Raw genomic sequence first — 12,165 nt, 5'->3', positions numbered from 1 at the left:
GACCGAGTCGACGCGGAGCGATGGGGGTCCCCCCGCGCATGGGGGTCCCCCCGCTCGAGCGGAGCCGAGAGTGGGGGAGCAGCCGAGCGTGGGGGAGAGGGACGACAACGTCGCAGATGTGCGTGCCAGGGCCCGCGACGCCGGCAAGATCCGAAAGAAAGGCCCTAGCCCGGGGACGGTCTGGGGCACCGCCGATGTGGCCGCCGCCCCAGGGGAGTTGGCGGCCGACGACGGCCCGGGCGGCGTGGTCGGGAGCGCGCCACCCGAGCCCGTAGGCTGCCTGCCATGAACCTCACGGACGGCCTCATCGAGCACCCCTACGACGCCTACCGGCGCCTGCGCGACACCGCGCCCGTCCACCGCATCACCGGACCCGACGGCACCCCCGCCTGGCTCGTCACGCGGTACGAGGACGTCCGGACCGCGCTCGCCGACCCCCGTCTCTCCCTGGACAAGCGGCACGCCGCACCCGGCACCTACAAGGGCTTCGCGCTGCCACCCGCCCTCGACGCCAACCTCCTCAACATGGACCCGCCGGACCACACCCGCATCCGGCGCCTGGTCGGCCGTGCCTTCACCACACGCCGGGTCCAGCAGTTGCGCGCGCCCATCCGCCGTACCGCCGACCGCCTCCTCGACGCGCTCGGCCCCCACGGCACCGCCGATCTCATCGCCTCCTACGCCGCCCCACTGCCCATCACCGTCATCTGCGACCTGCTCGGCGTGCCCGAGGAACACCGGCTGGACTTCCGGATCTGGACCGACACCCTGGTCGCCCCCGATCCGGCACGTCCCGAGGCGGCCCGCGAGTCGGTCGGCGCCATGCTCGGCTTCTTCACCCGCCTGCTCGCCGCCAAGCGGGCCGCCCCCGCCGACGACCTGCTCTCCGACCTGATCGCGGTACGCGACGAGGGCGACCGGCTCAGCGAGGACGAGCTGATGTCACTGGCCTTCCTCATCCTCTTCGCCGGGTACGAGAACACGGTCCAGCTCATCGGCAACGCCGCCCTCGCCCTCCTCGACCACCCCGACCAGCTCGCCGCCCTGCGCAAGGACCCGGCGGGCATCCCGGCCGCCGTGGAGGAACTGATCCGCTACGAGGGCCCGGTCCTGCTCGCCATCCGCCGCTTCCCCGTCGAGGACGTGACCATCGCCGGGGTCACCATCCCCGCGGGGGAGACGGTCTGGGTGTCACCGTCCGCCGCCAACCGCGACCCCCACCGCTTCCCCGACCCCGACCGGCTCGACCTCTCCCGCGACGCCGCCGGCCATCTCGCTCTCGGCCACGGCATCCACTACTGCGTCGGCGCGCCCCTGGCCCGTGCCGAGACGGAAATCGCACTGGCCGCCCTGCTGGAGAGGTTCCCCCGACTGGCGCCGGCCGAAGAGGAGGTGCGGTGGCGCCCGTCGATGCGCGCGCGGGGGCTGATGGCTCTGCCGGTGACGTACTGATCATTCCCGCAGGGCGACCGGAAAAACTCCGCGCGGCGACCGGAAAATCTCCGCGCGCAGCGATGAGTTCCCCGCCCGCCGACGGTCACCACCTCGTCCGACCGTCGGACAGAGGGCACAGGAGGGCTCATGGCGCTTCCGGGGATCGTCTCGCGTGAGCAGTGGCGCGCGGCGCGCGAGGAGTTGCGGCGCAGGGAGGAGGCGGTCAGACGGGCGCGGGCGGCGCTGAGCGGCGAGCGGCGGCGGCTTCCCATGGTCGAGGTCGACCCGGAGTACGTCTTCGAGGGCGGCGACGGCAAGGCGACCCTCCTCGATCTCTTCGAGGAGCGGGCCCAGCTCGTGGTGCACCACTTCATGTTCGCGCCGGAGTGGGAGACCGGCTGCCCCTGCTGCGCCGGCTTTCTGGACCAGGTCGGCCATCTCGCCCATCTGCGCGCCCGGAACACCTCCTTCGCCGTGGTCTCCCGGGCGCCCTTCACCCGGATCCTGCCGTTCAAGGCGCGGATGGGCTGGGCGGTGCCCTGGTACTCCTCGCACCACAGCGACTTCAACCGCGATTTCGAGGCGACCGTCGAGGCCGACGGCGGCGGCCGGGCCGAGCGGCCGGGCCTGAGCTGCTTCCTGCGCGACCGCGACCGCGTCTTCCACACCTACTCCGTGTACGACGACGCGCTGGACGAGCTGGGCACCACCGCCGGTCTGCTCGACCTGACCGTGCTCGGCCGCAACCCGGCCGGCAGCGACCGGCTGCGCCTTCACGACGAGTACGACTTCTGATACGGACGGTGCCATCGGTGTCGTAACGTGACCGGATTATCACGGTCCGCGCCGATTCGGTGTCGGCATTGTCTCAGTCCCGTCATCCGGCGAGCCGTTCGCGTTCTCCAGAGCGTTCACTCCTATGAGAACGACGTTTCCTGGAGGTGCGAGATGGTGAACGGGCGAACGGTGCTCGAACGCTTTCCCGCCGGTGGTCCGCGCGGATCCTGGCCCGCCGAGGAGTTCGCGCACGCGCGGCGCCTGGAGGGCATGCCCGCCGAGGTCGTCATGGACCTCGCGACGGACGCGTTCCTGGTGATCGTGCGCGGAGCGGAAGCCGCCGACTGAGCCGCCCGGCGGCGCGGCGGCTACGCCGGCATCGCCCTCGACCAGTCCGGGGCGGTCCCGGTCGCCCGGCACAACGCCAGGTACAGCGGGATCGGCGGGGTGTACGGGACCGTGCCGTCCGGGCGATGGATGAGCCGTGCGGTGCCGCTGACCAGGGCGCCAGGGGCGTAGTGGGCCGGCTCCGGCCAGGGGAGCGCGTAGTCGGAGTCCGACGGCACGATCCACCACCAGCGGGAGCCGTCGGCGTACACACAGCCCAGCCGGGGCAGCCGGGGCACGACAAGAGGCCCCAGCCGGTCGGGCACGGCCACGGCGTCGAAGCCGAGCGGAGCCGTCATGCCGTCCGGGATCCGCAGCCGGCGGGCGTCGTCCGCGGCGGGCCGCCGGCGCTGCAAGCGCACCAGGGTGTCCAGCCCGATCGACTGCTCGGCCCCGGCCGCACCCGGCCGCTCGGCGCGTACGACGTCGGGCCGGCCGGTGCCGCTGGTGCCGGTCACGACTGCTCCCGCGGCCGGTGCGGTCCCGGAGTGCGGTGCAGCGGCTGCCCGGACGTCCCGAACCGAGGCCGGACGACGCCGCCGTGCGTACGGTGCTCCGGGCCGTCGTGCGCGGAGTGCGCGGGCTCGCCGTGCGTGAGGTGCGCGGAGTCGCCGTGCGCGGGGTGCTCCGGGCCGTCGTGGCCGTGCCGCTCTTCGCCGGCGCACCCGGAACGGCGCTGTCGCGCTGCTCCGTCCGGGGTCTCGGTGGCCCCCTCCTCGCCGGAGTCCTGCGGCCGGCCCGGCTTGGGACGCGCGCCCCAGCCGAGGTCGGCGCGGGGTGCGGCATCCTCCTGGGCCGGGTCGGCCTGCCGGGCCAGCTCGGCCCAGACCAGCAGTCCGGCCCCCTGCTCCTGGGCGCCCCAGGCCTGGCACAGCGCGTCGACGAGAAACAGCCCCCTGCCGTGCTCGTCATCGGGGCGCTGCGGCGACGGATGCGGTTCGCCGGGGGAGCAGCCCTCGTCCCGTACGGCTATGCGCACCATGTCGTCGTGGTCGTGCAGCTCGCACACCACACGGCTGCTCGCCGTGTGCACGATCGCGTTGGTGACCAGCTCGGAAATGACCAGGGCCGCGTTGTCGCAGGTGTCCGCGCCCACCGACCAGCCGGCGAGCCGGGCGTGCGCCAGGCGTCTCGCCCGGGCCACGGAACCCGGATGCGCGGCCAGTTCGAAGCGGAACCGGCGCTCGGCAGCGTCCCTTGCAAGGGGGGCTCCCGGTGCGGCGCCGAGGCCGGGAAGGCCTGTGGCGGCGTCTGTTCCTAAGGGCGCGGACGGAATCACGCTTGCCACTATCTCCCTGCCGTGAACACTTGGCAAGTGTCACTCTGAAAATTGCAGAGTGCTGTGTGACTCGGTCGGAGGCCGTGGCACACTGCTCGCAACAGCATGTTGAGCGGCGCCAATTGGGACCACCGGAGTCCGACCAGGTCTTCGAATGAGTCTTCGAACGGCGCCGCAGGGCTGTCCGGATTCTCGTGGAGGTGGAGCGTGAGCGAACCGCGGTCCGCGCCGACCGTGGGCCAGGTGGTCCTCGGCCGGCGCCTGATGGACCTGCGGGAGCGCGCCGGGCTGAAGCGTGAGGAGGCCGCCCGTGTCCTCCACGTCGCTCCCGCCACCGTCCGCCGTATGGAGACGGCCGAGGTCGCTCTCAAGATCCCCTATGTGCAGCTGCTGCTGAAGGCGTACGGCGTCCCCGCCGACGAGGCCGAACTGTTCGTCCGGCTCGCCGAGGAGGCCAACAAGCCCGGCTGGTGGCAGCGGTTCCACGACATCCTGCCGGGCTGGTTCTCGATGTACGTCAGCCTGGAGGGCGCGGCCTCCCTCATCCGCTCCTACGAACCGCACTTCGTCCCCGGCCTGCTCCAGACCGAGGACTACGCACGCGCGGTGCTGAAGTCCGGTGCCGTCGGCCAGACCAGCCCGGACGACATCGAGCGCCATGTCGCGCTGCGCATGCAACGCCAGGAGCTGCTCAACCGCCCTGACGCGCCCCGCTTCTGGGCGGTGATCGACGAGACCGTCCTGCGCCGCCCGGTCGGTGGCCCGGAGGTGATGCGCGCGCAGATCGACAAGTTGCTCGAGGCCACGAAGCTGCCCCATGTGACGCTCCAGGTCGCCCCGTTCGCCAACGGGCCGCACCCGGGGACCTACGGGCCCTTCGTGCTGTTCCGATTCGCCATGCCGGAACTGCCGGACATGGTCTACAGCGAGTACCTGACCGGCGCGGTCTACCTGGACGCGCGCATCGAGGTGGCGACCCACCTGGAGGTCATGGACCGCATGGCGGCACAGGCCGCTACGGCACAACGCACGAAGGAGATCCTCGGCGATCTCCGCAAGGAGCTGTGAATGGATCGCATAGAGCCCCGCGGTCACGTCTACAACGGCATGCCCGCGCGGGAGTTGGGCAGCGAGGGCTGGCACAAGCCCTGGAGCGGCGGCAACGGCGGAAACTGCCTGGAGGCGATGAAGCTGGCCGACGGCCGGATCGCCGTACGCCAGTCCACCGATCCGGACGGGCCCGCACTGATCTACACCACGGACGAGATGACCGCGTTCATCGAGGGCGCCAAGGCGGGGGAGGCCGACTTCCTGCTGTCCTGACCCCCTCCCGGTGGGCGCCCGCCATCCACCCGTCTCTCACACCCGCATCGGGCGGTCCGTCGGTGCGATCGGGGCGGGGAGCGCGCTGCTTCCCATGAGGAAACGGTCCACGGCCGCCGCCACCGCACGCCCCTCCGCGATCGCCCAGACGACGAGCGACTGTCCCCGCGCCGCGTCCCCGGCGGCGAACACCCCCGGGACGTTCGTCGCGAAGCCGCCGTCCCGGCTGATCGTGCCCCGCTCCTCCAGCGCCAGCCCCAGCTGCTCGATCAGCCCGTCCTCCCGGTCGGGGCCGGTGAAACCGAGGGCGAGCAGCACCAGGTCGGCGGGCAGCTCCCGCTCGGTCCCCGGCACCGGAAGCCGCCGCTCGTCGACCTCCTCCAGGTGCAGTGACCGCACCCACCCCCTCTCGTCTCCGGTGAAGCGGAGCGTGGACGCCGCGAACAGCCGCGCGTCCGCGTCCGCCTCCGGTGCCGTCCGCAGATCCCGCGCCTCCTCGTGCGCCGCCGACAGCCGATAGATCTTCGGGTACGTCGGCCACGGGTCGGTGTCCTCGTCCCGCTCGGCGCCCGGCTGTGCGTAGATGTCCAGCTGGGTCACGGACGCGGCCCCCTCGCGCACTGCCGTCCCCAGACAGTCGGCACCGGTGTCCCCGCCGCCGACGATCACCACATGCCGGCCGACGGCCGACAGCGGCGAGACCTCCAGATCGCCCTCGCACACCCGGTTGGCCAGCGGCAGATACTCCATCGCCTGGTGTATCCCGCCCAACGTCCGGCCCGGCACCGTGAGTTCCCGCCAGGCGGTGGCGCCGGTGGCGATCACCACCGCGTCGTACCGGGACCGCAGCTCCGCCGCGGAGACGTCCCGTCCGACGGATGTCGAGGTGCGGAACTTCGTCCCCTCGGCCCGCATCTGCGCCAGCCGCCGTTCCAGATGGCGCTTCTCCATCTTGAACTCCGGGATGCCGTACCGCAGCAGCCCGCCGAGCCGGTCGTCCTTCTCGTACACCGCGACCGTGTGACCGGCCCGGGTCAGCTGCTGTGCCGCGGCGAGTCCGGTGGGCCCGGAGCCGATGACCGCGACCGTCTTCCCGGACAGCCGGTCGGGCGGCCGCGCCGGTGTGAAACCCTCCTCCCAGGCCCGGTCGGCGATGGCACACTCGACGTTCTTGATGGTGACGGCCGGCTGGTTGATCGCCAGCACACACCCCGCCTCGCACGGCGCCGGACACAGCCGCCCGGTGAACTCCGGGAAGTTGTTGGTGGCGTGCAGCCGGTCGCTCGCGGCCCGCCAGTCCTCCCGTGACACCAGGTCGTTCCACTCGGGGATCAGATTGCCCAGCGGGCACGCCTCATGGCAGAAGGGCACGCCGCAGTCCATGCAGCGATCGGCCTGCTTGCTGATGATGGGCAGCAGCGCGCCCGGGACGTACACCTCGTCCCAGTCCCGCACCCGCTCTTCCACGGGCCGCCGCGGCCACTCCTGGCGCGGCGTCGTCATGAACCCCTTGGGATCGGCCATGAGCGTCTTCCTCGCGTACCGGTACCCGCGCTCTTCCGGCCACGATACGTCTCCCCCGACGGCCGCGCAGCACGTCGGAGAGCGCTTTCTCCCCGGCCTTCAGCCCACCTCCTCCCCGGCCCCCTGCCAGGCCCTCAGCACACTCTCCACGGCCGGCGCGATCCGGCGCCGCGCCTCGAACCGGTGCACCCCGCTCATCAGCAGCTGGTCGTACGGCGTGTCCACATGCCGTACGGCCGCCACGACCGCGGAGATCACCGCCCCCTCGGACAGCGCCCGCCCGGCCGCGCTGCGCCCGACCCGCCCGCTGCCGCGCACGGAGGCATGACCGGCGATCGCCCGCGCCCGCTCGGCCGGGCACCCCGGGAACAACCGGAGGATCTCGCCCGCGAACGCCGCCGCGAACCGCTCGTCCTCCGCGGCCCGTCGCCGCGCGTCCCGGGCCCGCCGCCGGCGCCGTGCCTCCGCGTCGGCCAGGCACCGCGCCTCGGCCCGGGCCAGCGCCGTCTCCTCCACGAGCACGCCCTGCCGTTCGTAGCGGCTCTTGCGCCGGTTGAACCGCACGACCACCACCGACAGCGCACTCTCCTCCCGCGACCTGCGGGTGAGTGCCGTGTCCCCGCGCGGCAGGAACACCAGGTGCCCGAGGTCGGCGCACTCCAGACAGTGGGGCGCCCCGTCCTCCAGCACCAGCAGCGACAGCGGCCCCCGCCGGCACGCGGCACAGCGCTTGGCCTTCAGCGGCTGGATGGCGAGAAGGCGGCCGGGGGAGTGGGGAGTTGCGGGAAGCGCCATACGCGTTTCTTTCCCCACCGCCGCGGGCGTGTCCCCTTCCCCGGGTCTCTTCAGAGCATATTTCCGCACTCCTCCCCTAAGCCGATCATCGACACCTTCGCCTCATGGAAGGCATGGCCCACCTATGTGCCTGTCCGACCGCTTCCCCCTCTCCCCGCTCTGGTGGCTCCCTCTCCCGGCAGCGGCCGGCGCCGCTCGGCCGCGGCACCCGGCATCATGGGCCCTGTGCGACTCGAAGCGATCACCTGGGACCGGCTCGCCGAGCAGCTCGCCGACCGGCTCACCGATCTGAAGCCGGCCGACGGCGGAGCGTGGCCGCGGGTCGGCTTCGACGGGGCTCCGGCCGCCCGGCCCGGCGACCTCGCCGAGCGCGTGGGCGAGGCGCTCCGGCTCCGCGGCCGGCCCTCGCTCGTGGTCGGTGCCGAGGGCTTTCTGCGGCCGGCCTCGCTGCGCCTGGAACACGGGCGGCGGGACGAGGAGTCGTACTACAACGGATGGTTCGACACGGGTGCCCTGTGGCGCGAGGTCTTCGGACCGCTCGATCCCGGCGGCAGCGGGCGCGTCCTACCCGACCTGTGGGATTCGGTCACCGACCGGGCCACCCGCAGCCCCTACGTCCAACTCCCGCCAGGCGGAATCCTGTTGCTGCACGGCCCGCTACTGCTGCGGCACTGGTTCCCGTTCGACCTGACCGTCCACGTCCTCCTCTCCCCGGGCGCCCTGCGCCGCCGTACCCCTGAGTCCGACCACTGGACGCTCCCGGCCTTCGAGTGCTACGCCTCCGAGGCCGATCCGGCCGGCACGGCGGACGTCCTGGTCCGCGCCGACGACCCACGCCATCCCGCCTGGAGCGGCTGACCCCCGGCGCGACCGCCCCGCTCAGAGCCAGCCGTTGCGCCTGAAGCCCCGGTACAGCGCCACGCACGCCCCGGCCATCACGGCCATGACCAGCGGATATCCGAACCGCCAGTGCAGCTCAGGCATATGGTCGAAGTTCATGCCGTACACCCCGCACACCATGGTGGGTACGGCGATCACCGCGGCCCATGCCGTGATCTTCCGCATGTCCTCGTTCTGCGCGACGGTCACCTGCGCGAGATGGGCCTGGAGGATGGAGTTGAGCAGTTCGTCGAACGCGGCGATCTGGTCCTTGGCCCGTATGAGGTGGTCGAGCACATCCCGGAAGTAGGCCTGTATCTCCGGGGCGATGACGCGTATGGGCCGGGTGGCCAGGTCCTCCACCGGGCGGCCCAGTGGCACCACCGCCCGCTTCAGTTCGAGCAGCTCGCGCTTCATCTGGTAGATCCGCCCCGGATCGAGCCGCGCGCCCTCCTCGGAGAACACCTCGGTCTCGACCTGGTCGATGTCCGCCTGCACCGCGTCGGTGACATTCAGGTAGTCGTCGACGACAAGGTCGGCGATCGCGTGCAGCACCGCAGCCGGGCCCTTGGCGAGCTGCTGCGGATCCGACTCCAGCTCTTCGCGCAACGGCCCCAGAGAACCGTGCCGGCCGTGCCGTACCGTGATGACGAAGTCCTTGCCGACGAACACCATGATCTCGCCGGTGTTCACCACTTCGCTGGTCGCGGTCAGCCGTTCGTGCTCCACGTAGCAGACCGTCTTGAACACCGCGAAGAGCGTGTCCCCGTAGTGCTCCAGCTTCGGACGCTGATGGGCCTCGACCGCGTCCTCAACCGCCAGCGGGTGCAGGTTGAACAGCTCGGCGATGCCGGCGAACTCACGGTCCGTCGGCTCGTGCAGTCCCAGCCAGACGAATCCCTCACCGCTCTTGCGGACGAGCCTCACCGCGTCCACCAGATCGGCGCACCCCTGCACCCGTACGCCGTCCTGATAGGTCACGCAGTTGACCACCGACGAGCCCAGCGGCGACCTGGCGGGATGGCTCAGGTCCACTCGCGGCCGGCGCCGGCCGAGCCGTGCCACCCTGCGCAGGCCGCCGACCCTGCCCAGCTCCGTGACCTTCCGCAGATTCCCCGCCATGGACATCCGGATCCCCCTCGCATGGACCTCGTGCGCGACGCTTTCGCGCCTTGCCCGGCAAGTGTGCCAGGCCCCGGCACAGCGCGGGCGAGCCTGTGGGAACCCGAAGTTCCGCTTGGTTCCCGCCTGTGGACGAGCGTCGGACGAGCCAAGCGAACCGGCAGTCGGGGTCTGCCCCGAAGACGCGTATCCGCGTCCTACCTCCCGCTCTGTGCCCGCGGTGGTCTGCCGCCCACCCTGGCCACCGCCTCCGCACCTGCTCGGCACCCGCTGGCCGCCGCCTCCTCCGCGGACGCGCCGGCGAGCAGGGCGGCGAGGAACGCGCCGGTGAAGGCGTCACCGGCGCCCGTGGTGTCCCGAGGGGTGGCCGGCACGGCCGGGACCCGTGCCGGTGCGGCGCCGGCCCGGGCAACCAGTGCCCCGTCGGCACCCGCCTTGGCCACCACCAGCGGCACCAGGCGGCTCAACTTGGCCGCCGCGTCCGCCAGGTCCGGCAGTCCCGTGAGCAGGCACGCCTCGTCCCGGCTCGGCAGCAGCACGTCCAGCCCGCCCGCGAAGGACAGGAACCGGTCCAGCCCCAGCTCCACCAGAAACCCCGCCGACGCCGGATCGAGGCTCACCGGCACCTCACGCGCCCGCGCGGCCGCGAGCGCCACCCGCGCAAGTGCCAGGCTCGGCTCGGTGAACAGCAGATAGCCCGACAGATGCAGCCAGGCCACCCCGTCGAGCAGCGCGTCCGACCAGTCTCCGGGTTCGAGCCGCAGCGAGGCCCCGCTGTCCGTGAGGAACGTACGCTCGGCCGCCGCCCCCGTGTCGACCAGGCAGATCACCGTGCCGGTCGCCGCCTCCGGGTCCACCACCAGCCGCGGTCGCACCCCGGCCGCGATCAGCTCCCGCTCGTGCCACGCCGCCGCGTCCGCGCCCACCCGGCCGAGCAGCCGTACGTCAGCGCAGCCGGCGTGAGCGGCCCAGCAGGCGACATTGGCGCCCGCGCCGCCCGGCACCGTCCGGATCGCCGCGGCCGTGTCGGTGCCACCCGCGAGCGGACCCCGGTGCCGGGCCACCACGTCGGTGACGACATCCCCGACGACCAGCAGCGCCGCGGTCCGGCCGGTGGTCACTCCCGGGCCCACGACGTGGCGATCCGCGCCGCCAGCCGTACGTTGCCGCGCACCGCCGCCAGATTGGCGCTCAGCGAGGCGCCGTCCGTGTGCCGGACCAGGTAGTCCAGCAGGAACGGGGTCACTGCCTGGCCCGTGACGCCCTGCTCCGCGCAAGCGGTGAGCGCGTCGGCGAGCACACGGGCGTGCAGCTCCGGATCGAGCTGCTCCGCTTCCGGGACGGGGTTGGCGACGATCAGCGCCGAAGGCGGTGCGCCCAGCGCGTCCTGTGCCCGCATGACGTCCGCGGCCTGCTCCGGAGAGTCCAGGGTCCAGTCCACCGGATGCCCCGAGTCGGACAGATAGAAGCCGGGGAACCGGTCCGTGCGGTACCCGGCGACGGCCACGCCGAGCGTCTCCAGCCGTTGCAGGGTCGCCGGCACATCCAGAATCGACTTCACGCCCGCGCATACGACCGTGATCCGGGTGTGCGCCAGCAGCCCCAGGTCGGCCGACTCGTCCTGCGTCACCGTCCACTCCCGGTGCACGCCGCCCAGCCCACCGGTGGCGAACAACCGGACCCCCGCCAGCGCGGCCAGCCGGGCCGTCGCGGACACGGTCGTCGCCCCGCTCGCTCCGCTTGCCACGGCGAGCGGCAGATCGCGGTGGCTCAGCTTGCGGATGCCGTCCTCGTTCGCGATCCGCTCGACCTGTTCCTTGTCCAGCCCGACACAGGGCCGTCCGTCGAGCACGGCGACGGTCGCCGGCACCGCCCCCTCGTGCCGTACCGCGTCCTCCAGCTCCAGCGCCACCTGAAGGTTGCGCGGGCGCGGCAGCCCGTGCGCGATGATCGTGGACTCCAGGGCCACCACCGGCCGCCGCGCCGCGATCGCCTCCCGGACCTCTTCCGACACCACCAGCACCACGTGCCCGCCTCCCGTCCGTCGGCCCTTCCTCATCTCTGGCGGGCACCGGACGCGACTAAACGCTTGCGACCTGTGGGGGACGCCACCAGCCTGGGCCGCATGACGGAGAACATGCGCCTCGACCATGTCGTCCTCTGGGTCGCCGACCCGGTCGCCGCGGCCCGCTTCTATGAGACGGCCGTCGGCCTGGAGCCGATGGGAGTCGGTGAATTCACCGAGGGCAAACTCTCCTTCCCCTCGGTCCGTGTCAACGAGGAGACCATCCTGGATCTCGCGCCACGCACCCTCGCGGAAGGGATGCGGATGCTGCCCGGCTCCGCGGACCGCGCCGGCCACCCTGTCAACCACATCTGTCTGGCCCTGCCGGCGGACGGGTTCGACGCCCTGCACGCACGGCTGACCGAGCATGGCGTCCCGCTGAGCGACATCGACCACGACTCCTCCGGAGCCCGCGGCAACGCCGTCCGGAGCTTCTACTTCCAGGACCCGGACGGCAATGTGTTCGAGGCCCGGCACTACGACGACTAGGTGTATTGCCCTGTGAGGTTGGGGACGCGGCTGGCGGGTGGTTTGCCTGCGAGCGCGGTGTGTCCGCGGTGGTGATTGTAGGTGTGCAGCC

The 12,165-nt window shown here is 72.3% G+C and carries 13 protein-coding genes and 1 pseudogene; 7 read left to right on the top strand and 7 right to left on the bottom strand.

What is annotated here, in order from left to right:
* Positions 1 to 285: 285 nt before the first annotated feature.
* From ACWCV9_RS37495 to ACWCV9_RS37485, 3 genes are all read left to right on the top strand, one after another.
* Positions 286 to 1,452 (top strand): cytochrome P450 family protein, encoded by a 1,167-nt coding sequence (locus ACWCV9_RS37495; protein ID WP_450793495.1) that lies wholly within the window; start codon positions 286 to 288, stop codon positions 1,450 to 1,452.
* Between the two features lie 129 nt (positions 1,453 to 1,581).
* A complete protein-coding gene (locus tag ACWCV9_RS37490; RefSeq protein WP_450793493.1) occupies positions 1,582 to 2,229 on the top strand; it encodes a DUF899 family protein in 648 nt (215 codons plus the stop codon).
* A 153-nt stretch (positions 2,230 to 2,382) separates the two neighbouring features.
* Positions 2,383 to 2,559, top strand: a complete 177-nt coding sequence (locus ACWCV9_RS37485) for a hypothetical protein (RefSeq protein WP_450793491.1) — start codon at positions 2,383 to 2,385, stop codon at positions 2,557 to 2,559.
* 20 nt (positions 2,560 to 2,579) lie between these two features.
* Here the strand turns inward: ACWCV9_RS37485 and ACWCV9_RS37480 are convergent, their stop codons facing one another.
* Together ACWCV9_RS37480 and ACWCV9_RS37475 are read right to left on the bottom strand one after the other, a co-directional pair.
* Positions 2,580 to 2,978 carry a hypothetical protein gene (locus ACWCV9_RS37480; protein WP_450793497.1) on the bottom strand — a complete coding sequence of 133 codons (399 nt, stop codon included), beginning with the start codon at positions 2,976 to 2,978 and terminating at the stop codon, positions 2,580 to 2,582.
* A 320-nt stretch (positions 2,979 to 3,298) separates the two neighbouring features.
* Positions 3,299 to 3,886: pseudogene (locus ACWCV9_RS37475) on the bottom strand (ATP-binding protein); the annotation flags it as partial.
* A gap of 198 nt (positions 3,887 to 4,084) precedes the next feature.
* On the opposite strand from ACWCV9_RS37475, the gene ACWCV9_RS37470 reads away from it, so the two are divergent.
* Positions 4,085 to 4,945, top strand: coding sequence for a helix-turn-helix domain-containing protein (locus ACWCV9_RS37470; protein ID WP_450793489.1), 861 nt, complete (start codon positions 4,085 to 4,087; stop codon positions 4,943 to 4,945).
* Complete coding sequence (locus tag ACWCV9_RS37465) at positions 4,946 to 5,200, top strand: DUF397 domain-containing protein (RefSeq protein ID WP_450793488.1); 255 nt, start codon at positions 4,946 to 4,948, stop codon at positions 5,198 to 5,200.
* Positions 5,201 to 5,236: 36 nt separating this feature from the next.
* Here ACWCV9_RS37465 and ACWCV9_RS37460 read toward each other — a convergent pair whose 3' ends face one another.
* Together ACWCV9_RS37460 and ACWCV9_RS37455 are read right to left on the bottom strand one after the other, a co-directional pair.
* On the bottom strand, positions 5,237 to 6,724 hold the full coding sequence (locus tag ACWCV9_RS37460) for a glutamate synthase subunit beta (RefSeq protein ID WP_450793486.1): 1,488 nt from the start codon (positions 6,722 to 6,724) through the stop codon (positions 5,237 to 5,239).
* Between the two features lie 99 nt (positions 6,725 to 6,823).
* On the bottom strand, positions 6,824 to 7,519 hold the full coding sequence (locus tag ACWCV9_RS37455) for a DUF2293 domain-containing protein (protein ID WP_450793484.1): 696 nt from the start codon (positions 7,517 to 7,519) through the stop codon (positions 6,824 to 6,826).
* Between the two features lie 225 nt (positions 7,520 to 7,744).
* Here ACWCV9_RS37455 and ACWCV9_RS37450 point away from each other — a divergent pair, with 225 nt between their 5' ends.
* On the top strand, positions 7,745 to 8,377 hold the full coding sequence (locus tag ACWCV9_RS37450) for a uridine kinase (RefSeq protein WP_450793482.1): 633 nt from the start codon (positions 7,745 to 7,747) through the stop codon (positions 8,375 to 8,377).
* Between the two features lie 21 nt (positions 8,378 to 8,398).
* On the opposite strand, the gene corA is transcribed toward ACWCV9_RS37450, so the two are convergent.
* The 3 genes from corA to ACWCV9_RS37435 all read right to left on the bottom strand — a co-directional run bounded on the left by corA (position 8,399) and on the right by ACWCV9_RS37435 (position 11,546).
* Entirely contained in the window at positions 8,399 to 9,526 is a 1,128-nt protein-coding gene (gene corA / locus ACWCV9_RS37445; protein WP_450793480.1) for a magnesium/cobalt transporter CorA, read from the bottom strand.
* 191 nt (positions 9,527 to 9,717) lie between these two features.
* The gene (locus ACWCV9_RS37440) at positions 9,718 to 10,653 is read right to left on the bottom strand and encodes a carbohydrate kinase family protein (protein ID WP_450793478.1); all 936 of its coding nucleotides are present in this window, start codon (positions 10,651 to 10,653) and stop codon (positions 9,718 to 9,720) included.
* A complete protein-coding gene (locus ACWCV9_RS37435) occupies positions 10,638 to 11,546 on the bottom strand; it encodes a pseudouridine-5'-phosphate glycosidase (RefSeq protein WP_450793476.1) in 909 nt (302 codons plus the stop codon). The genes ACWCV9_RS37440 and ACWCV9_RS37435 overlap by 16 nt, the downstream gene beginning before the upstream one ends.
* 99 nt (positions 11,547 to 11,645) lie before the next feature.
* On the opposite strand from ACWCV9_RS37435, the gene ACWCV9_RS37430 reads away from it, so the two are divergent.
* On the top strand, positions 11,646 to 12,074 hold the full coding sequence (locus tag ACWCV9_RS37430) for a VOC family protein (RefSeq protein WP_450793474.1): 429 nt from the start codon (positions 11,646 to 11,648) through the stop codon (positions 12,072 to 12,074).
* Positions 12,075 to 12,165 lie beyond the last annotated feature (91 nt).

It is taken from the genome of Streptomyces sp. NPDC001606 (genome assembly GCF_053596835.1).
Note: the sequence above shows the minus strand (reverse complement) of the source record. Positions and strands in the feature narration are given on the sequence as shown.